Below are 19,127 nucleotides of genomic sequence, written 5' to 3'. Positions count from 1 at the left end.
TGCTGCTCTTCCGCCAGATCATTCTGGAAAGGTCCATATCGGTCACTCAATCATCGTTGCGAGGTAAGCGCTAGTTGCGGCTGCGTCCTGAGCCGCGCCCGCTCGACCGGCAGCATGGGCCGGAGCACCTCCGGCAGCGGCTCGGCGTCCGGGTCGGCGGGCGGGTCCATCCGGTGGATCATCCAGTTCTTGCCGCCCGTCCTGAACAGCACGTAGCGGCCCGAGACGCGCCCGCCGTGCAGCACGATCTTGACCTCGCGCTCGTTCCACTTCTCGGTCTCGTAGGTCCCGCGGTCCCAGACCGTCATCGTGCCGCCGCCGTACTCGCCGGCCGGGATCTCGCCCTCGAACGCCGCGTACTCCAGCGGGTGGTCCTCGGTGTGGACGGCGAGGTGGTTGGTCTCCGGCGTCCAGGGGAGGCCCTTCGGGACGGCCCACGAGACCAGCACGCCGTCGCGTTCCAGCCGCAGGTCCCAGTGGAGGCTGGTCGCGTGGTGCTCCTGGACGACGAACGTGTCGTCGTCGCCGTGGGGGAGCGCCTTCTCGTCCGGGACGGGTTCGGGGGTCCTGCCCGGGTCGCGCTTGCCCCGGTACTCGGCGAGCGGGTCGCGGCCGCCGGAGCCCGCGCTCCCGGCCGCGCCGTCCTTCTTCCCGCCGTCCCTCTTCCCGCCGGTCTTCCTCTTGCCGCCGTCCTTCGTGCTGTCCTTCTTCGCCGTCACGCCCCGCTACGTACCCGCCGTCAGCGGATGAAGACGGCGTAGTCGGCGATATCGCCCGTGAGCGCGGGCGGCAGGCCCGCCACCGCGGACAGCTCCTCGGCGGACACGAACCCGCCCGTCTCGGCGCGCACCCGCTCGATCGTGGCCGCCAGCTCCGGGGTGATGCCAGGCAGCAGCGTCAGCGCCTGCGCGGACGCGTGGTTGACGTCGACCAGCCCGCCGTCCTGGTACTGGCGCGGCAGGTCGGGGCGCCCGATGCGCAGCTCCTTGGCGAGCCCCGGGTCGGACGCGGCCAGCTCGCGCGCCTTCTGCCGCAGCAGCCGCTGCCGCCGCACCCGCTCCACCACGGCGTCGTTGTCGACGCCCGACATCCCGTCGGGGTCGAACACCCGGAGCCGGATCAGGAACGCGTGCGCGCAGCCCACGACCGCCAGCAGGAACATCAGCACGCCCACCGCGCTGCGCGGCCCCTCCTCGTCGCCGATGTCCGGCAGCAGGAAGCACATCACCGCGAAGATGCCGATGTAGGCGGCGGAGGCGACCAGGAGGTGCAGGCTGCGCCGCCACAGCGCCGCCGCCGCGAACGTGAACGGCGTCGCGTACCCGAGGGTCAGGAACGGCAGCGCCGCCCACGTCACGCTCAGCGCCGCCCGCCCCGGGGGCATGCTGTCGGACGGGACCTTGGGCTCGTACGGCGCTGGCGCGTTCATTCAGGGATTCTCCCGGCCGGGGAGTGGGGCGATTCGGACTCTGGATCGAGAGTTGCGTTACGGCAGGGTGAGGATCTCGTGGCCGTCGTCGGTCACCAGGATCGTGTGCTCGAACTGCGCGGTGCGCTTGCGGTCCTTGGTGACGACGGTCCAGCCGTCCGGCCAGATGTCGTACTCGAACGTGCCGAGCGTCAGCATCGGCTCGACGGTGAACGTCATCCCCGGCTCGATGATCGTGGTCGCGTTCGGGTCGTCGTAGTGCGGGACGACGAGGCCGGAGTGGAAGGTCGTGCCGATCCCGTGCCCGGTGAAGTCGCGGACGACCCCGTACCCGAACCGCTTCGCGTACGACTCGATCACCCGGCCGATCACGTTCAGCGCCCGTCCCGGCCTGGCCGCGCGGATGCCGCGCATCATGGCCTCGTGCGTCCGCTCGACGAGGAGGCGGGACTCCTCGTCCACGTCGCCGCACAGGAACGTCGCGTCGGTGTCGCCGTGCACCCCGTCGACGAACGCGGTGATGTCGACGTTGACGATGTCGCCGTCGCGCAGGACGGTGTCGTCCGGGATGCCGTGGCAGATCACCTCGTTGATCGAGGTGCACAGCGACTTGGGGAAGCCCCGGTAGCCGAGCGTGGACGGGTAGGCGCCGTGGTCGAGCATGAACTCGTGCCCGATGACGTCCAGCTCGTCGGTGGTGACGCCCGGCCGGACGTGCTTGCCGACCTCCTCCAGCGCCTGCGCGGCGATCCTGCCCGCCACCCGCATCCTCTCGATGATCTCCGGCGACTTCACGTCGGGCTCGCCGGTGCGGGGACGCTTCTTCCCGACGTACTCCGGACGCGGGATGTGCGCGGGGACCTTCCGCATGGGGGAGACGTGGCCGGGTCGGAGTAGCTGGGTCGTCATAGTCATGGAGTGTAGTCAGCGGGATCGGGGCACGAATGCCGTGCCTTGACAAGATCGAGGGCACGAGCGAGGGAGGGTCGATGGCGGCCGACGACGGTGACTGGTGGTTCTGCCTGAAGCACATGCGGGTCGAGCACGGGGCGGGCTGCCCGAACAAGGACCGGATGGGCCCGTACGAGTCCGAGAGCGCCGCGGCGGGGGCGCTCGCGCTGGCGCGGGAGCGCAACGAGGCCTGGCGCAAGGGCGACGAGGAGTAGGACGCCCGGGCCGATCGCGGTTCGGCGAGCGCCCCGGGCGGGATTCGGCGGGAGCCCGGCCGTCAGTCGACGGTCGGGCCGCTGACCGCTTCGAGGAAACGGGCGAGGCGGGCGCGCAGCCCGCGCGGGGACCGTCCGGCCTCCTCGCCCGCGGCGGCGCTCACCAGGTGCTGGGCGCCGTCGAAGGACACGAGCGGCTCCTCGGCCGGGACCGTCAGGGCCTCGTGCGCGAGGCCCTGGAGGTCGCGGTCGCCGCCGTCCAGGGCGAGGATCCGCGCGCCGACGCGGCGGGCGTCGTCGACCCGTTCGAGGAGCGGGACGGGCGCCCGCTCCTCGGCGACGACGAACAGCGTCTCGCCGCGCTCGGCGGCCTCCAGCCGCTCCAGCCCGACGCTCAGGTGCGGCGGCGCGTCGGGCGGCGGCGACCAGCGCACCAGCGTCGGCGCGAGGCCCGGGGCCCCGCCGAGGCGGCTCTCGTCGTCGAGGTGGGCGGCGAGGTGCCAGGGGTCGTCGCCGGGCGTGCCGACCAGCAGCAGCCCGCCGGGGGTGCGGGAGGTGACCCGCAGCGCCCGCCCGAACTCCCGGGTCCGCTCCAGCCACCCGGTGGCGGAGAGCACCTCGCGCAACATCGTGACCTGCTCGGCGTCCACGCCACCATGGTGCCGCACGGAGCGCGCCGATCAGCCGGTTCCGCCGACGCGGGAGGCCGGATGGGGGCGCCCGGGGGGCCGCCTGGCAGACTCGGCGGCATGACTGAGCAGCAGAGGACGCCCTACGACCTTCCGGACGCGAGCGGCGTCACGATCGGCATCCTGGGCGGTACCGGGGACCAGGGGAAGGGCCTCGCGCGGCGGTTCGCGCTCGCCGGGCACCGGGTGATCATCGGTTCGCGCAGCGCGGAGCGGGCGCAGCAGGCCGCCGACGACCTCGGCGCGGACCTGCCGGTCTCCGGCGCGGAGAACCCCGTCGCCGCGACCGAGGGCGACGTGGTGATCGTCGCGGTGCCGTGGGACGGGCACAGGGCCCTGCTGGAGTCGCTGCGCGCGGAGCTGGCCGGGAAGATCGTCGTGGACTGCGTGAACCCGCTGGGCTTCGAGAAGGGCAAGGGCGCCTACGCCCTGCCGGTCGAGGAGGGCAGCGCCGCCGAGCAGGCCGCGGCCGTCCTGCCCGACAGCCGCGTGGTCGCCGCGTTCCACCACGTCTCGGCCGTCCTGCTGCTCGATCCCGAGGTGGACGAGATGGAGCTGGACATCCTCGTGCTGGGCAACGACCGCGAGGCCACCGACCTGGTGCAGGCGCTCGCGGGACGGATCCCCGGGATGCGCGGGGTCTACGGCGGGCGCCTCCACAACGCCCACCAGATCGAGGCGTTCACGGCGAACCTGATCTCGATGAACCGCCGCTACAAGGCCCACGCGGGACTGCGCATCACCGACGTCTGAGCGCCGCCGCCCGATCCACCCTCCGCTCACCGGCGTCCGGCGGCATCCGTTCACGGGCGACGGCCCGGCGCCGTTGGGGAATACCAGCGGGAAACAAGGAGCGGCGGCCGGGCCGGCTGCGTCCTAACTCCTGACGTTGGAGCGCGGCGGAGCCGGGCGGCGGGCGCGATGGGGCGCCGCCGCCCGGCTCGCGGACATATCCGGCCATCCCGCCGCGCCGGCTCCGGCGCGGCTTATGATCGGTAGGGCGACAGGGCAGGTGGAGATGAGAGAGATCCGATCGGCCGACCCGTGGAGCGCGTTCCTCGCGCCGCCCGGACGGGACGCCGGGATGAAGCCCCCCGGCGCGGGGCCGGCCGGCGAGCCGGGCCGCGCGCGGGGCCACGCCGCCGGGGGCGGTGACGACCCCGGCGCCGCGGACGCGTACCGCCGCGTCCTGGACCAGCTCCGCGCCGCGGGCGGCCCGCTGTCGCTGGAGCAGATCCACCACGCCACCCGGCTCGGGCTGCTGGAGGTCGCCGACGCCGTCGAGGCGCTGCGCGAGCGCGGCCTGGTCGCCGTGGAGCGGGAGGTCGACGAGGTCGTCAGGCTCACCGAGCACGGCCGCTGAGACCCCCGACCGATGATCGGAGCCGGATGATCGGGTACGTGGTCGCGGTCTCGCTGAGCTGCCTCGTGGGCGTCGCCGAGCTCGTCAGCCGCTACCGGGACCGGCCGACCACGCTGGTGCGGGTGCCGAGCACCTGGGCGTACGTGCTGATCAACGGGGGCGCCGGCGCCGCGTCGCTGCTGCTCCTGCACACGTTCGACTGGCGGTTCGGCGTCCAGGCGGCGGACGTCGCCGCGGCCACCCAGGTGCTCGTGGCGAGCCTCGGCTCGATGATGGTGTTCCGCAGCGCGGTGTTCACCGTCCGGGTCGGGGACGAGGACGTCGCGGTCGGCCCGAGCACGCTGCTGACCTCGCTGCTCGCCGCCGCCGACCGCGGCGTCGACCGGATGCAGGCCAAGACCCGCGCCCAGGAGGCGGGGGAGATCATGCGGGGCGTCTCGTTCGCCCGGTCCCGGCTCGCGCTGCCGACCTACTGCCTCGGCCTGCTCCAGAACGTGTCCGCCGAGGACCAGGCCGACCTGCGCACCGCCGTGGACGCGCTCGCGGGCAGCGAGATGACCGACGGGCAGATGGCCTTGAACCTCGGGCTGCTGCTGATGAACGTCGCCGGTCCCGACGTCCTCCGGTCGGCGGTGGAGACGCTGCGCGACGAGATCGCGGTGGACGCGGGCCCGCGCCGCGTCCCCCCGCCCCGCAACGGCCAAGGCCACGAGGCCGACGGCGAGACCCGCGCCGAACCCGTCCGAGCAAACCCCGACCGCTAAACCCCCGCCCGAGCGTCCTCGAACACGCACGGCCCAGGGGGCGAGCCCCCTGGGCCGTGATCGACTTAACTCAGCGGTAGGAGTGTTCCGGGGCCGGGTAGATGCCGCGGACGACCTCGTCGGCGTAGGCGCGGGCGGCGTCGCCGAGCACGGTGTTCATGTCCGCGAACTTCTTGACGAACTTGGCGGTGTGCGGGGTGAGGCCGGCCATGTCCTGCCAGACGAGGACCTGGGCGTCGGTCTGGTTGCCGCCGCCGATCCCGATGGTGGGGATGGACAGCGACGCGGTGACGCGGGCCGCGAGGTCCTCGGGGACGCATTCGAGCACGACCGAGAACGCGCCGGCGGCCTCCAGGGCCTTGGCGTCGGCCATCAGCTCCTCGCCCGCCTCGCCGCGGCCCTGGACGCGGTAGCCGCCGAAGGCGTTGACGGACTGCGGGGTGAGGCCGAGGTGGGCCATCACCGGGATGCCCGCCTCGACCATCGCCTCGACCTGCGGCAGCACCCGGCGGCCGCCCTCCAGCTTGACCGCGTGGGCGCCGGCCTCCTTGAGGAAGCGGGTGGCGGCCGCGAGCCCCTCGGCGACGCCCGTCTGGTACGAGCCGAACGGCAGGTCGGCGACGACCATGGCGCGCTTGGAGCCGCGGACGACGGCGGCGGTCAGCGGGAGCAGGTCGTCGACCGTGACGGGGATCGTCGAGTCGTAGCCGTAGACGACCATCGCGGCGGAGTCGCCGACGAGCAGGACGGGGATGCCGGCCTCGTCGAAGACCCGCGCGGTGAGCGCGTCGTACGCGGTGAGCATGGGCCACTTCTCGTGCCGCTCCTTGGCGGCCGCGATGTCGCGTACGGTGACCCGCCGTCCGCCCTTACCGCCGTACAGGGCGGTCGGCTGTGCGGGCGCAGCAGAAGAAGACATGGGTGTGAACCTCCGGTCTCGAGGCGCCACGGTGGCGTACCCGGACGGAACCGATCGTGCCACTTTCGCAACGATTCGGGAACCCCGCGCCATTCCCGATCTCCCGCCTCCCGGCCGGCCCGCGGACCTCCTGGAGCGGGGCCGCCGGCCATTGCGAAACGATACGGTTGCGTATCGCCCGGAACGGTCGTACGCTCATTACGAAACGCGGACGTATCGATCGTCCCCCCGCGACCGCGATCCGGAGGAGCGCACGTGGACCCCACGACCATCCAGCGGCGCCGGTGGTACATCCTCGGCGTGCTGACCATGAGCCTGCTGGTGGTGGTGCTCGACAACACCATCCTGAACGTGGCGCTCAAGACCATCGCCGACCCCGAGAAGGGCCTCGGCGCGACCCAGAGCCAGCTCGAGTGGTCGATCAACTCCTACACGCTGGTCTTCGCCGGCATGCTGTTCACCTTCGGGGTGATCGGCGACCGGCTCGGCCGCAGGCGCGTGCTGATCGGCGGCATGGCCGTCTTCGCGCTCGCCTCGCTGGCCTCGGCGTACGCGCAGTCGCCCGACCAGCTCATCTACGCCCGCGCCCTGATGGGCCTCGGCGGCGCCGCGGTGATGCCGCAGACGCTGTCGATCATCACGAACGTGTTCGAGCCGCACGAGCGCGCCCGGGCCATCGGCATCTGGGCCGGCGCGGTCGGCCTCGCCGTCGCCATCGGTCCGCTGACCGGCGGCCTGCTGCTCGCCCACTTCTGGTGGGGCTCGGTCTTCCTGATCAACGTGCCGGTCATCACGCTCGGCATCGTGCTGATGGCGCTGCTCGTGCCGGAGTCGCGCAACCCCGAGCCCGGACGGCTCGACCCGCTCGGCGTGGCGCTGTCGGTCGTCGGCCTGGTCGCCCTGTCGTACGGGATCATCCAGGGCGGCGAGAAGGGCGACTGGCTGGTGCCGGGCGTGCTCGGCCCGATCGCCGCGGGCGCCGCGGTGCTCGCCCTGTTCGTCCTGCACGAGGCGCGGACGGCGTCGCCCGCCTTCGACGTCCGGCTGTTCCGCGACCCGCGGATGTCGGCCGCCGTGGCGTCCATCGCGCTGTGCTTCTTCGCGGCGACCGGCGTTTTCTTCTTCTCCAACTTCTACATGCAGTCGGTGCGCGGGCTGAGCCCGCTGGAGTCCGGCGCGATGGTGCTGCCGTTCGCGGCCGCCCAGCTCCTGTTCTCGCCGCGCAGCGCCGCGATGGTCCGCCGGTTCGGCGCCAAGGCCGTCTGCACGACCGGCCTGCTGCTGGTCACCGTCGCGCTCGGGTGCTACCAGCTCGTCGGGACGGACACGCCGCTGTGGGTGCTCGGCGTCGTCTTCTTCGTGCAGGGCGCCGGCATGGCGAACGTGATGCCGCCCGCGACGGAGTCGGTGATGTCGGCGCTGCCGCGGGAGAAGGCCGGCGCCGGCTCGGCGATCAACAACACCGCCCGGCAGGTCGCGGTCGCGATGGGCGTGGCCGTGCTCGGCTCCATCGTCGCGTCCGTCTACCGCGGCGACCTGGCCGACCGGCTCGCGGCGCTGCCCGCGGGCGCCCGCGACGCCGCCGGGGAGTCCATCGAGGGCGCCCACGCGGTCGCGGCCCGGCTCGGCGACCCCGGCCTGGTCGCCCCGGCGGACGCGGCGTTCGTGCACGCCATGCACACCGCGTCGATCGCCGCCGCCGTCGTGTCGTTCCTCGGCGCCATGGTCGTGCTGAAGTGGATGCCGGGCCGTGCCCCGGCCCCGGACGCCCCCGCGAAGGACGGCGTCGAGGCGCAGGAGACGGCCGGGGTATGAGAGCGTGACGGGCGATGACCAGAACTGAGCAGCCGGTACGGGCGGCGGGACGGCCGCGCAGCGAGCGCGCCGAGCGGGCCATCGTGGAGGCCACGCTCGACCTGCTCGCCGCGGAGTCCGGGGTCGCGGGCGTCTCCATCGAGGCGGTCGCGGCCCGGGCCGGCGTCGGCAAGACGACGATCTACCGGCGCTGGCCCAACAAGGAGGCGCTGATCGTCCACGCGCTGGGCGAGGCGAAGGCGCCGATGGTCGAGCCGTCCGGCGGCTCCGTCCGCGGCGACCTGCTCGAACTCGCCAGGACGATCGGCGCCGAGCGGCAGCGCAAGTACGCGCGGTGCTTCTGGAACGTGGTGGGCGGCGCGGAGAAGCATCCCGAGCTGTACGCCCGCTACCGCCAGGACGTCATCGAGCCGCGCCGCGAGGTGATCCGGGGGGTGCTGCGGCGCGGGGTGGAGCGCGGCGAGCTGCGCGCCGACCTCGACCTGGAGATCGGCGTCATGATGTTCGTCGGGACGCTGGCCAACCGCACGCCGCAGGAGCCGTTCCCCGAGGGTCACGCGGAGGCCGTCGTGGACACGCTGCTGCGCGGAATCGGCGCTCCGGGGGCCTGACCGCGCCCCTCTCGCGCGGTTTTCCGCCCCTGGTAGACGTGATCTTCTCACCTGGATCCCGTGCCATGCACCATACTGTCGCTGGGTAATGCTAAGACGAACGGCTTTCTGGAGCGCGTCAGGTGAGATCCGTCATGGCGCCGCGAGGCGATGCGCCCGCCACCGATTCCGCGTCCAGGACCCTGGTCCTGGGCATCGACGGTGCCCGGCGGGTCGTGCAGTGCGGGCCGAACGTGAAGGCCGTCCTCGGACGAACCCCCGAAGACCTCCTCGGCCGGCCCGCCGGCGACCTGGTCAACGAGGACGCGAAGGCCGAGCTGGAGGGGCTGCTGGAGGCGATCTCCCTCGGCCAGGAGCGGACGGCCGTGCTCACGGTGGTGCGCGGCGACGCGGGCGCGCCCACCGACGGCGCGACCACCGACGCGGTCGTGACCGCGCAGCCGATGGTCGGCGGCGGCGAGGGCGCGTCCCCCGCGGGGCTGCTGTTCGTGCGGGTGGCGCTGCCGCCGAGCGAGCGCTACCAGGACCCGGCGCTCATGCGCCGGGCGCTGATGGACGACCCGCTCACCCGGTTCGGCGCCTCGCTCGACCTCGACCAGTCCGCCCGCGGGCTCGTCGACGTCATCGTCCCGCACTTCTGCACGGCCGCGTCGGTGCTGGTGCTGGAGAGCCTCGTCGCCGCCGACGAGGTGCACACCGAGTCGGGCTCGGCGGTGCTGCGCCGCATCGCGGTCACCTCCGACGACGGCAACCCGATGTGGACGGCCACGTTCCCCGTCGGCGAGGTGCTCGTGTTCCCCGAGGGCACCCCGTACCGGCAGGTGATGGAGACCGCCCGGCCCGTCCACCTCCCGCACATCGACATGGAGGCGGCCGGCGACATCGGCCGCCGGTGGCGGCGCACCCCGGCGGGCGAGCTGCTCAACGGCGTCTCGATGGTGCTGCTGCCGATGATCGCGCGCGACACCCTGCTCGGCTTCATCGCGTGCACGCGCGTCCCCGGGTTCCGCAAGTTCGACGCCTACGACGTCGAGATCGGCATGGAGTTCGCGGCCCGCGCCGCGATCGTCATCGACAACGCCCGGCGGTTCAGCCGGGAGCGGGCGACGGCGCTCGCGCTCCAGCGGAGCCTGCTGCCGAACCGGCTGTCCGCGCCGTCGTCGGTCGAGGTCCGGCACCGCTACCTGCCCGGCAGCAAGCTCGTCGAGGTCGGCGGCGACTGGTACGAGTCGATCGCGTTGCCCGGCGCCCGCGTGGCCCTGATCGTCGGGGACGTCGCGGGCCACGGCGTGCGCGCCGCCGTCACGATGGGGCGGCTCCGCACCGCCCTGCACACGCTCGCGAACCTGGAGCTGCCGCCGGCGGACGCCCTGCACGTCATGCACGAGCTGATGATCGAGCTGGGCGAGCAGGAGCCGCACTTCGCGACCTGCGTGTACGCGGTGTACGACGCGACCACCGGCACGATCGAGATCGCCTCGGCGGGGCACCTGCCGCCGCTGCTGGTCGGCCCGAGCGGCGCCGGGGAGTACCTGGAGATCCCGCCCGCGCCGCCGCTCGGCGTGTCCGGCGGCGCCGCCATCGAGAGCCGCGAGTTCACCGTCGAGGACGGCAGCGTCTTCGTCATCTACACCGACGGCCTCGTCGAGAACCGCGGCCGCGACATCGACGACGGCCTCGCGCGGCTCCAGGGCATCTTCGGCCCGGGCAGCACCGAGCGCCCGATGGAGGACCTCGCCAAGGCCACGCTCGCGGGCGTCTACGCCGACCACCACCGCGACGACATCGCGGTGCTGATCTCCAAGCTGCGGCGGCTGCCCGAGGACCGCTGCGTCTCGTGGACGCTGCCCGCCGACCCCGCCGCCGTGCGCCGCGCCCGCGGCCTGGTCCGCGACCGGCTGGAGGTGTGGGGGCTCGGCGACCTCGCCTACACCACCGAGCTGCTGACCTCGGAGCTGATCACGAACGCGCTGCGGTACGCGCCCGGCCCGATCGAGCTGCGGCTGCTCCTGGAGCGGACGCTGGTCTGTGAGGTTTTGGACCGTTCTGCCGCCCTGCCGCGGCTGCGGCACGCCGAGGACGACGACGAGAACGGCCGCGGGCTCCTCGTCGTCAGCCAGCTCGCGCACCGCTGGGGCACCCGGCGGACGGCCGCGGGCAAGGTCGTGTGGAGCGAGCAGATCGTCCCGGGCGTGGACCCCGACCCCGCCGAACCCGCGTCCACCTGGCCGGGCGAGAACCACCACCGCGACTGACGGGCCAGGGGTCGGACGGGCCGTTGGGCGCTCGCCCAGCGGCTCGTCCGGCGCTCGTTCGGCGGCTCCTAGCCGCCGTCGCCCTTGCCGTCGGCGCCGGGCGGGGGCGCGGCCTGCGGCGCGAGGTGGCGCATCAGGCCGCCGAGGCGCGTCCAGCCCGTCCCAGGTTCGGCGTCCGCGAGCCCGTACCAGACGCCCGGTGACGCGGACGGGCCGATCACGCGTCCCGGCACCTCCGCAGCGAGGGCGTGGTCCAGGCCCGTGTCCGCGACGCCCGAGGGACCGACGGCGAGTGCGAGCGGGTCGGGCCGTCCGAGCCACCGCGCCGGGTAGGTGAGGTCGGCGCGGCCCGGCGTCCACTGCGCGGTCATCGTCAGGAGCGTCCCCTCCGCCGCGTGCCGGGCGGCGAGCGCCTCCAGCGCGTCCAGCGGCGGCGGGGCGTCGCCGGGGAGCGCGACGGCGAACGTGATGCTCTCCTTCACCCCGGACGTCACCCGCGACACCCGGACCGTCCCGCCGAACGACGCCTCGCCCTCGCCGTGCCCGCCCATGAACACCAGCCACGTCGCCTGCGGCGCGCGGCGGCGGCACAGCGCGGTCACCTCGGCGCGGTCCCAGCGCGACAGCGCGGGCTCCGCCGTCCCCCAGCAGGCGGGCGCGGCCCCGGCGAGCGCCTCCGCCGCCGACTCCACCACCGACCCGAGCTCCAGGCCGGTCGCGGCCTCGTGGACGACCCGCAGGTCGACGACGAGGTGGCGGCCCACGTCCCCGTCCGGCCGCAGGAACGTCTCGGACGGGCCGTCCTTCGCCTGGGGCGCCAGCACGAACGCGGCGCCGTCCCAGGTGAGCGGGAGGCCGGAGAAGCCGTCGAAGTAGCCGTCGCCCGGCTCCTGCACGACCCACCGCGCCCGCGGCCCGCCGAGCACCATCCGCAGCGGCAGCGTGATCCGGCCGTCGTGCGGCGTCAGCACCTGCATCACCAGCCCGCCGTCCGCGGTCCGCGCCGCGACGTCGGACAGCCACGACGACATCGGCGTCAGCGCCCGGTCCTGGATCACGACGGCGCTCTTCGCCGTCACGATGTCGACCGCCGGATGCCCGCTCACCGCGCACCGCCGTCCGTGCCGCCGCCCGGCCGGGCCTCGGGCACGGGCCACACCGCGCCGCCGAGCCGGGCGACCATCGCGTCCGCGAACCGGTGCGCGATCGCGGGCGCGCCCTCCGCGCCGCCCGACGCCCGCGCCTCCGTCCACCAGTACGGGACCGTCAGGCCCGCGGTGACGCCGCCGCCGAGCAGCCGCTCCACCTCGCCCGCCACGTCCACGCGCTGCGCCGCCTCGATGCTAACGAGGGCGCGCCCGTCGTCGTCGCACAGCTGGATGACCGCGCCCTCGCCGGAGCCGCGCACGCGCAGCGCCTCGCCGGCGTCCACCATGCTGTCGACGACGGCCCGGACGTCGGGGGCGCGCTGCGTCAGCACGACCAGGTCATACGTCACGGCTCTCCTCCCCGGCGGCGGCCGGGACGGCGGCGGGACCGTCCGGCAGCGCCGCCTGCACCAGCCGCGGGGGCTCGCCGCGGCGGATCCACAGCCCGCGGCCCGGCGGCCGCGGATCGGCGTACACGCGCGGGAACAGCTGCCCCTCCGAGCGGTCGCCGGACATCAGCAGCACGCCGCTGCCGATCTCCCGCATCGCCTGGACGAGCGGGTCGTACAGGCCCCGGGACGCGCCCGCGACGCGGCGCGTCACCACGAAGTGCAGGCCGATGTCGCGGCCGCTCGGCACGAACGGCACGAACGGCGCGAGCGGCTGCTGGTTCGCGGTGGTCAGCAGGTCGTAGTCGTCGACGAGCACCACGATCCGCGGCCCGCCGATCCCGCGCCCGGCGCCCGCGTCCGCCTCGGCGGCGTCGTCGGGCATCCGGTCCTCCAGCTCCTTCGCCACGCCGCCCGCGAGGCCCGCGCACACCCGCGGCGTCGCGGCGTAGCCGCCGAGGTAGGGCTCCGGGACGACGTCGCGCAGCGACCGCCGCGGGTCCATCACCGCGAACACCAGCTCGTCGGGGGAGTACCGCGCCATCAGCCCCTGCGCGACGAGCCGCAGCAGGCTCGACTTCCCGCAGCCGCCGTCGCCGAGGACCAGCAGGTTCTGGTCGGTGTCGAACAGGTCCAGCGGCACCGGCGCGAACGACCGCTCGTCCACCGCGATGGGCACCCGCCGGGGCTCCTCGTCCGGGCCGGGGAGGCCCGCGGCGGGCAGCTCGTGCGGCAGGACCCGCACCGGCGGCGCCGTCGGGCCCGTCCACGCGCCCGCCACCGCGCGCACCGCCGACTCCGCCGCGTCGCCGAGCGCGGACGGGTCCGGCATCCGGCCGAGCGCCGGCACCGCGACGTGCCCGAACAGCTTCGTGTCGGTCAGCGCGCGGCCCGGCAGCTCCGCGCTGATCGTCTCGGCGAGCTTGCGGTCCACCGTCGAGTCGGACGGGTCGTTCAGCCGCAGCTCGATCCGCTGCCCGAACGTCGACTGCGCCGCGATCCGCACGTCGTTCCAGCGCAGCATCCCCGCGACGACGTGCACCCCGTACCCGCCGCCGCGCTGGAGCAGGTCGGACACCATGTCGTCGATCTCCTCGAAGTCGGTGCGGACGGCGCCGAACCCGTCCACGACCAGCACGACGTCCGCGCTCGGCAGCTCCGGCACCTGCCCTGCCGCGTGCAGCCGCCGCAGCCGCCGCACCCCGTCGATGCCGCGCCGCCGGAACACCTCCTGCCGGTGCTCCAGCATCCCGTGCACCTCCTCGACGGTCCGCCGGACGCGCTCCCGGTCGGCGCGCCCCGCGACCCCGCCGACGTTCGGCAGCCCGTCCAGGACCTGGAGGCCGCCGCCGAGCAGGTCGATCCCGTACACGGCGACCTCGGCGGGGGTGTGGGTCAGCGCGAGCGACAGCGCCAGCGTCCGCAGCAGCGTCGTCTTGCCCGTCTGCGGCCCGCCGATCACCGCGACGTGGCCGCCCGCCGCCGACAGGTCCAGCCGCCACACGCCCTGCCACTGCCGCCGCGCGTCGTCCAGCAGCCCGATCGGCGCCTGGAGCGGCAGCCGCTCCACGGGCAGCCGCATGCCGCCGCCGGTGACCGACACCGGGCCGCACACGCCGTCCAGCGTCGCGATCGCCGGCAGCGGCGGCAGCCAGATCGTCTGGATCCGCCGGCCGTGCCGCGCCAGCCCGCCGACCGTCACGTCCAGCAGCGTCGGCCCGGACGTCCGCTCCGGCAGGTCCGGCTCGTCGCCGCCGCGCGGGCCCGCCGCCTCCGCCAGGTTGTACACCGGGTACGGGCGGACGGGCGGCGCACCCGCCGTGACCTCCTCCGCCGCCACCAGCCCCCGGTACGGCCCGGACACGTAGCTGCCCTTGAACCGCGTGTAGACGCTCGTGTCGACCTTCAGGTATCCGAACCCGGGCAGAGCGGGCAGGTGGAACGCGTCCGGGCTGTCGAGGACGGTGCGGCTCTCCTCCTCCGAGAACGTCCGCAGCCCGATCCGGTACGACAGGTACGTCTCCAGGCCCCGCAGCTTCCCGCTCTCGATCCGCTGGCTGGACAGCAGCAGGTGCACGCCGATGCTCCGCCCGATCCGCCCGATCGACAGGAACAGCTCGATGAAGTCGGGCCGCGCCGTCAGCAGCTCCCCGAACTCGTCGATGATGACGAGCAGATGGGGCAGCGGCGCCAGGTCCGGCCGCTGCGCCCGCTGGTAGTTGTAGTCGCCGATGCTGGCGATGTTGCCCGCGTCGCGCAGCACCTGCTGGCGGCGCTGCACCTCCCCGGACAGGCTCGCGTAGACCCGCTCGATCAGGCCCGCGTCGTCCTCCAGGTTCGTGATGACCCCGGCCACGTGCGGCAGGACGCCGAACGGCGCGAACGTCGCGCCGCCCTTGTAGTCGACCAGCACCATGCTCACCTGCTCCGGCGCGTGCGTGCACGCCAGCGCCAGCACCAGCGTCCGCAGCAGCTCGCTCTTGCCGGACCCGGTCGCGCCCACGCACAGCCCGTGCGGGCCCATGCCGAGGCTCGCCGCCTCCTTCAGGTCCAGGATCACCGGACGGCCCGCGTCGTCCAGCCCGATCGGCACCCGCAGGAACGCCCGCTCGCTGCGCGGCGCCCACAGCCGCGCCACGTCCACGTCGCTCGGGTCCTCGACCCCCACCAGCGACGCGAAGTCCACGTCGCCGCCCTGCGACGCGCTCTCCTCCACCGACTCGCGGGACAGCCGCAGCGGCGCCAGCATCCGCGCCAGCCCGTCCAGCATCCCGTCCGGGACGTCGTCGAGCGTCCCCGTCATCGTCACCGGCGCCTCACCGCGCAGGTCCGCGACCTCGACCCGGTCGCCGTCCACCCGGATCCGCACGCCGACGTCGCCCGGCTCGTGCGACTGGTGCGCCACCAGGTGCACGACCGTCGCCGCCAGGTCCGCGGTCGGCACGGTCTCGTCCGGACGGACCAGGTCCGACGCCACCTCCCCGTGCGTGTCGTGCACCACCACCAGCCGCCGCTGGAACGCCAGCGACTCGCGCCGCCCGAGCCCCCGCCGCACCTCCGCCGCGACGTCCGTCCGCTCCCGGAGGTCGTCGGCCAGCAGCGCCGCCAGCCGCAGCGGGCTCGTCGCCACCAGCCGGACGGGCGCGCCGCCGTCCCGCCGGTGCGGGTCCAGCGCGTGCGGCAGCCACTTCAGCCACTCCCACTCGCCCGCCCGCGGGCCGCCGTACGCCACCGCCACGTCCTCCGGCGCGTGGAATGCCGCGAGCTGCGCCAGCAGCGCCCGCATCAGCCGCAGCGCGTCCTCCCGCTCACCCACCACGCTGATGTCGCCCGCCATGTCCAGCGGCACCGTCAGCGGCATGTCCGGCGCCGTCGCGAACCGCTCGACCAGCGCCCGCGCCTCCGACAGCATGAACGGGTCCGTCGGCGTCAGCGCCGTCCCCTGCTCGCCCACGACCAGCGGATGGCCCGGCATCAGGCCCGTCCCCACCCGCACCCGCAGGAAGTCCGGATGCCTCCGCCGCCGCTCCCACAGCCGCGCCGGATCGCGCACCACGTCGTACAGCGCCTCCGGCGGCGGGTCCAGCACCCGCGCCGCCGCCCGCCCGTCCCGCTCCTCGGCGGCGAGCGTCTCGCGGAGCTCCTCCAGGTACTCCAGGTACCGCTCGCGCTGGTTCCGGCGCTGCCGCCCCACCTGCCCGCGCCGCGACAGCAGCAGCCCGCCGCCCGCCAGCACCGCCACCACGAGCATCACCGCGCCCAGCCCGATGAACGCCGGGTTCCGCATCACGGTCATGATGGTCAGCGACCCCATCATCCCGACCATCGGCAGCACCGTCAGCATCTGGCTGCCCGTCCCGCCGGACTCGGGCAGCGTCGGCGGCGCCTCGACCTGCCGGGGCTCCCGTTCCCCCGGCGGGTACACGGTTCGGGCCGGTCGGTGCACTACCCGGGTCGTCACACCAGCTCCTCGACGCTCACGACTGGCCTACACCCTAATGTCGGAGAAACGGTGCGTAAGGGAGATGGCGACGCTCATGGACATGCGGATGATCGAGGTGTCCGGGGACGTGCACGCCCTCCTCTCCGACCTGCTCCCCGTCCTCTACCCGGACGCCTCCTTCGACCCCGGCCTCGCCCGCGTCGTGATGCCCGTCGGCCGGTTCCGCCCCGCCGCGTCCACCTGGACGCTCCTCGAACGCTGCGCCCGCGCGCCCCGCCCGTCCTGGCCGGGCCTGGTCGAGGAGTGGGTCCGTGAGAACGCCGACCGCGCCGCCCTCGCCATCGGCGACATCGAGCTGCTCGGCGACGTCCGCGAGCTGCTGCGGCTCCGCGTCGTCCCGAAGCTCCCGGACGCCGAGCGCCGCGCCCTCGTCGCGCTGCCCGCCGGCCCCCACTTCGACGCCCTCGTCATGATCGACCACCCGGAGTACGGCGGCCCCCTCACCGAGGCCCGCGCGCGCCTCCTCGGCCTCCGCAGGCTCGGCGAGATCGTCATGCCGAACACCTACGAGCGCGAGCTCGCGGACGTCGAGGTCCGCGACGAGCCCCTCACCCCGCACGCCGAGATCCGCGTCGTCACCAAGCCCGGCTGCCGCTACGTGTCCGCCCTGTTCACCGAACTGCCCCGCTTCCTCCCGGACGCCGGCGCCGACGGAGCCCTCTTCGCGATGCCCGCGCACAGCACGATCCTGCTGTACCCCCTAGGCTCCCGCGCCGTCCTCCCAGCCTTCGCCCAGACCGCCGCCCACCTCCACGCCACCGACCCAGACCCCTGCACCCCCGACACCTACCACTGGCACCCCAACCGCCCCCTGAAGAAGCTCGACCCCGGAAAACGCCGCCACCGCCGCTGGAAGTAGCCGGTCAGGCGGGGAGGGCTCGGTTTAGGGCGGCAGCGGCTATTGCTATTGCGCTGACCCGGGTCGTGTACGCGAGGCGGGACGGGTCCACCGTGGTGCCGATCGCGAGGTGGCGGTCGTGGTTCATGACGAGCGCGTCGGCGCCGACCTCGCGGAGGATCTCGCGGGCCTGGCCGACGTTGATCAGGCGGCGGGCGTTCGGGGTGGGGACGGTGAACACGACCACCGTGCGGGCGACGAGGTGCCGCAGCTCGCCCGCGGCGAGGTAGTCGAGCGCGCGTCCGGCGCTCGCGGCGCCCTCCGGGGTGGCGGGGGTGACGAGCACCTGCGCGTGCGCGGCGGCCAGGACGCCGTGGTGCAGCGGGGTGTGGACGCCGACGCCGCAGTCGGTGACGGTCACCCCGAAGAACCGGCTGAGCGGCAGGCCCGCCGCGCGGTAGACGTCCGCGTCGAGGCCCGCGCCGCCGACCGCGCCCTGCGAGCCGGGCAGGGCCCAGAGCCGCTCGCCCATCCGGGCGAGGTAGGGCTCGACCTCGGCGAACGACGCCGTCCCGAGGCCGGCGCGGGCGAGGTCGGCGAGGGAGTGCCCGGCGGGGATGCCGAGGCGCAGGGGCAGCGACCCGAGTTCGGGGTCGAGGTCGAGGGCGAGCACCCGGTCCTGCCGGTAGCGGGCGAACACCGCGGAGATCAGCGCCGCGACGGTGCTCTTGCCGCAGCCGCCGCGGATGCCGGTGACCGCGATGCGGCGGCCCGTGGTGACGGGGTGCTGGATCCACCGGCCGTGCTCGGCGAGCGCCTGGACGTCCTGCGAGGCCCGGAACGGCCGCGCGGCGCCGCGGCTCAGCCGCCGCAGCAGCGGGTCGCCGTGCACGTCGTGCCGGACGAGGTCCTCCGCCGCCGGCTCGGGCCGCCAGGGACCGCCGAAGGGCGCGGGAGACCGCCCCGGACCGTCCTGGTCGAGTTCAGCCAAACCGGAGCCTCTCAGAAGGTGTGGAGCAGGCGGTCGACGAGACCGAACGTCCCGATGGCCACCGGGACGACCAGTACGACGGCGACCGCCTCGATCCGGTTCACCACGCGGCGCAGCCGGGCGCGGACGTGGTCGGACTGCTCGGCGCCGAGCACCGCGACGGGGAGGGCGAGGCCCGCGACCAGCAGGCCGAGCGCGGGCGCCGCGCCCCAGGACACGTGCTCGGCCCAGTGGACGGCGAGGCCCGCCGCGATCACCACGGCGGACGCGAACAGGCCCGCCTTCTGCACGATCAGCGGGAACATCCGCGCGCGGCTCGCGACGACGACCGCGAGGAGCGCGGCGAGCGTGGCCGTCCAGCCGTCGAAGCGGGTGAGCGCGCCGAGCCCGGCGACGGCGGCGGCGACCGCGACCGCCACGGTGGCGATCATCATGGTGCGGTGCGCGTGGTCGATGGCGCGCAGCACGTCGCCGCGCGGCACCGCGCCGCCCGCGCCGCGCCGGTCGTCCAGCACCGTGAGCCCCGACAGGGTCAGTGCCAGCCGCAGCACCACGCTGAGCAGGACGACGCAGGCCAGCGCGAGGACGGCGGCGACGCGGGCCGTGTCGAGGCCGGACGCGGCGGACACGCCGCCCGCCGCCGCGAGCAGCCCGGCCTTGAACCCGAACATGTGGAAGTACGGATTGACCATGACGTAGCGGTCGTCCTCGGAGAGCCCGGTCATCGCGACCCAGTCGGTGGCGACG

The 19,127-nt window shown here is 74.4% G+C and carries 17 protein-coding genes and 1 pseudogene; 8 read left to right on the top strand and 10 right to left on the bottom strand.

Going from position 1 to position 19,127, the window contains the following annotated elements; all coding sequences use genetic code 11:
• Window positions 1–50: 50 nt before the first annotated feature.
• From E1300_RS36080 to map, 3 genes are read right to left on the bottom strand one after another with little or no spacing between them, the layout of a single operon-like run.
• Complete coding sequence (locus tag E1300_RS36080; protein WP_131761602.1) at window positions 51–719, bottom strand: DNA polymerase ligase N-terminal domain-containing protein; 669 nt, start codon at window positions 717–719, stop codon at window positions 51–53.
• Window positions 720–739: 20 nt separating this feature from the next.
• Window positions 740–1,429 (bottom strand): ComEA family DNA-binding protein, encoded by a 690-nt coding sequence (locus E1300_RS36075; RefSeq protein WP_131761601.1) that lies wholly within the window; start codon window positions 1,427–1,429, stop codon window positions 740–742.
• A gap of 57 nt (window positions 1,430–1,486) precedes the next feature.
• Window positions 1,487–2,338, bottom strand: coding sequence for a type I methionyl aminopeptidase (map, locus tag E1300_RS36070; protein WP_131761600.1), 852 nt, complete (start codon window positions 2,336–2,338; stop codon window positions 1,487–1,489).
• A gap of 80 nt (window positions 2,339–2,418) precedes the next feature.
• Here map and E1300_RS50560 point away from each other — a divergent pair, with 80 nt between their 5' ends.
• The gene (locus tag E1300_RS50560; protein WP_165503143.1) at window positions 2,419–2,595 is read left to right on the top strand and encodes a hypothetical protein; all 177 of its coding nucleotides are present in this window, start codon (window positions 2,419–2,421) and stop codon (window positions 2,593–2,595) included.
• Between the two features lie 62 nt (window positions 2,596–2,657).
• On the opposite strand, the gene E1300_RS36065 is transcribed toward E1300_RS50560, so the two are convergent.
• Entirely contained in the window at window positions 2,658–3,245 is a 588-nt protein-coding gene (locus tag E1300_RS36065) for a hypothetical protein (protein WP_207400146.1), read from the bottom strand.
• Window positions 3,246–3,344: 99 nt separating this feature from the next.
• On the opposite strand from E1300_RS36065, the gene npdG reads away from it, so the two are divergent.
• The 3 genes from npdG to E1300_RS36050 all read left to right on the top strand — a co-directional run bounded on the left by npdG (window position 3,345) and on the right by E1300_RS36050 (window position 5,411).
• The gene (gene npdG / locus E1300_RS36060) at window positions 3,345–4,037 is read left to right on the top strand and encodes an NADPH-dependent F420 reductase (protein WP_131761599.1); all 693 of its coding nucleotides are present in this window, start codon (window positions 3,345–3,347) and stop codon (window positions 4,035–4,037) included.
• 265 nt (window positions 4,038–4,302) lie between these two features.
• Window positions 4,303–4,647, top strand: coding sequence for a hypothetical protein (locus E1300_RS36055; RefSeq protein ID WP_131761598.1), 345 nt, complete (start codon window positions 4,303–4,305; stop codon window positions 4,645–4,647).
• Window positions 4,648–4,673: 26 nt separating this feature from the next.
• Window positions 4,674–5,411, top strand: a complete 738-nt coding sequence (locus E1300_RS36050; RefSeq protein WP_207400145.1) for a hypothetical protein — start codon at window positions 4,674–4,676, stop codon at window positions 5,409–5,411.
• 70 nt (window positions 5,412–5,481) lie between these two features.
• Here E1300_RS36050 and panB read toward each other — a convergent pair whose 3' ends face one another.
• The gene (gene panB / locus E1300_RS36045) at window positions 5,482–6,330 is read right to left on the bottom strand and encodes a 3-methyl-2-oxobutanoate hydroxymethyltransferase (RefSeq protein ID WP_131761597.1); all 849 of its coding nucleotides are present in this window, start codon (window positions 6,328–6,330) and stop codon (window positions 5,482–5,484) included.
• A 255-nt stretch (window positions 6,331–6,585) separates the two neighbouring features.
• On the opposite strand from panB, the gene E1300_RS36040 reads away from it, so the two are divergent.
• The 3 genes from E1300_RS36040 (at window position 6,586) to E1300_RS36030 (ending at window position 11,011) form a co-directional block, all read left to right on the top strand.
• Window positions 6,586–8,145: an MFS transporter gene (locus tag E1300_RS36040; protein ID WP_278045412.1), complete on the top strand. Its 1,560-nt coding sequence runs from the start codon at window positions 6,586–6,588 to the stop codon at window positions 8,143–8,145.
• Window positions 8,146–8,159: 14 nt separating this feature from the next.
• On the top strand, window positions 8,160–8,756 hold the full coding sequence (locus E1300_RS36035) for a TetR/AcrR family transcriptional regulator (RefSeq protein WP_131761596.1): 597 nt from the start codon (window positions 8,160–8,162) through the stop codon (window positions 8,754–8,756).
• Window positions 8,757–8,890: 134 nt separating this feature from the next.
• Entirely contained in the window at window positions 8,891–11,011 is a 2,121-nt protein-coding gene (locus E1300_RS36030; RefSeq protein ID WP_131761595.1) for a SpoIIE family protein phosphatase, read from the top strand.
• A gap of 68 nt (window positions 11,012–11,079) precedes the next feature.
• Here the strand turns inward: E1300_RS36030 and E1300_RS36025 are convergent, their stop codons facing one another.
• Genes E1300_RS36025 through eccCa form a run of 3 tightly spaced genes read right to left on the bottom strand, consistent with a single transcriptional unit; the run spans window position 11,080 to window position 16,509 of the window.
• Complete coding sequence (locus E1300_RS36025; protein ID WP_131761594.1) at window positions 11,080–12,117, bottom strand: DUF6177 family protein; 1,038 nt, start codon at window positions 12,115–12,117, stop codon at window positions 11,080–11,082.
• The gene (locus E1300_RS36020; RefSeq protein ID WP_131761593.1) at window positions 12,114–12,509 is read right to left on the bottom strand and encodes a hypothetical protein; all 396 of its coding nucleotides are present in this window, start codon (window positions 12,507–12,509) and stop codon (window positions 12,114–12,116) included. Before E1300_RS36020 ends, E1300_RS36025 begins: the two co-directional genes overlap by 4 nt.
• Entirely contained in the window at window positions 12,499–16,509 is a 4,011-nt protein-coding gene (gene eccCa, locus E1300_RS36015; RefSeq protein WP_131761592.1) for a type VII secretion protein EccCa, read from the bottom strand. Before eccCa ends, E1300_RS36020 begins: the two co-directional genes overlap by 11 nt.
• A gap of 64 nt (window positions 16,510–16,573) precedes the next feature.
• On the opposite strand from eccCa, the gene E1300_RS36010 reads away from it, so the two are divergent.
• A complete protein-coding gene (locus tag E1300_RS36010; RefSeq protein ID WP_131761591.1) occupies window positions 16,574–17,410 on the top strand; it encodes a hypothetical protein in 837 nt (278 codons plus the stop codon).
• Window positions 17,411–17,414: 4 nt separating this feature from the next.
• Here the strand turns inward: E1300_RS36010 and E1300_RS50555 are convergent, their stop codons facing one another.
• Both E1300_RS50555 and E1300_RS50550 read right to left on the bottom strand, forming a co-directional pair.
• A complete protein-coding gene (locus E1300_RS50555; RefSeq protein WP_165503142.1) occupies window positions 17,415–18,380 on the bottom strand; it encodes a MinD/ParA family ATP-binding protein in 966 nt (321 codons plus the stop codon).
• A gap of 11 nt (window positions 18,381–18,391) precedes the next feature.
• A pseudogene (locus tag E1300_RS50550) lies at window positions 18,392–19,127 on the bottom strand (hypothetical protein); the annotation flags it as partial.

It is taken from the genome of Actinomadura fibrosa (assembly GCF_900659615.1).
Taxonomy (GTDB): domain Bacteria; phylum Actinomycetota; class Actinomycetes; order Streptosporangiales; family Streptosporangiaceae; genus Spirillospora; species Spirillospora fibrosa.
This window is presented reverse-complemented; position numbering and strand designations above follow the sequence as displayed.

What these genes read in the sequence shown, in the direction of transcription:
- E1300_RS36075 (WP_131761601.1), bottom strand. Translation starts at nt 1,429, where the DNA reads ATGAACGCGCCAGCGCCGTACGAGCCCAAGGTCCCGTCCGACAGCATG.
- map (WP_131761600.1), bottom strand. Translation starts at nt 2,338, where the DNA reads ATGACGACCCAGCTACTCCGACCCGGCCACGTCTCCCCCATGCGGAAG.
- E1300_RS50560 (WP_165503143.1), top strand. Translation starts at nt 2,419, where the DNA reads ATGGCGGCCGACGACGGTGACTGGTGGTTCTGCCTGAAGCACATGCGG.
- npdG (WP_131761599.1), top strand. Translation starts at nt 3,345, where the DNA reads ATGACTGAGCAGCAGAGGACGCCCTACGACCTTCCGGACGCGAGCGGC.
- E1300_RS36055 (WP_131761598.1), top strand. Translation starts at nt 4,303, where the DNA reads ATGAGAGAGATCCGATCGGCCGACCCGTGGAGCGCGTTCCTCGCGCCG.
- E1300_RS36050 (WP_207400145.1), top strand. Translation starts at nt 4,674, where the DNA reads ATGATCGGGTACGTGGTCGCGGTCTCGCTGAGCTGCCTCGTGGGCGTC.
- panB (WP_131761597.1), bottom strand. Translation starts at nt 6,330, where the DNA reads ATGTCTTCTTCTGCTGCGCCCGCACAGCCGACCGCCCTGTACGGCGGT.
- E1300_RS36035 (WP_131761596.1), top strand. Translation starts at nt 8,160, where the DNA reads ATGACCAGAACTGAGCAGCCGGTACGGGCGGCGGGACGGCCGCGCAGC.
- E1300_RS36030 (WP_131761595.1), top strand. Translation starts at nt 8,891, where the DNA reads ATGGCGCCGCGAGGCGATGCGCCCGCCACCGATTCCGCGTCCAGGACC.
- E1300_RS36010 (WP_131761591.1), top strand. Translation starts at nt 16,574, where the DNA reads ATGGCGACGCTCATGGACATGCGGATGATCGAGGTGTCCGGGGACGTG.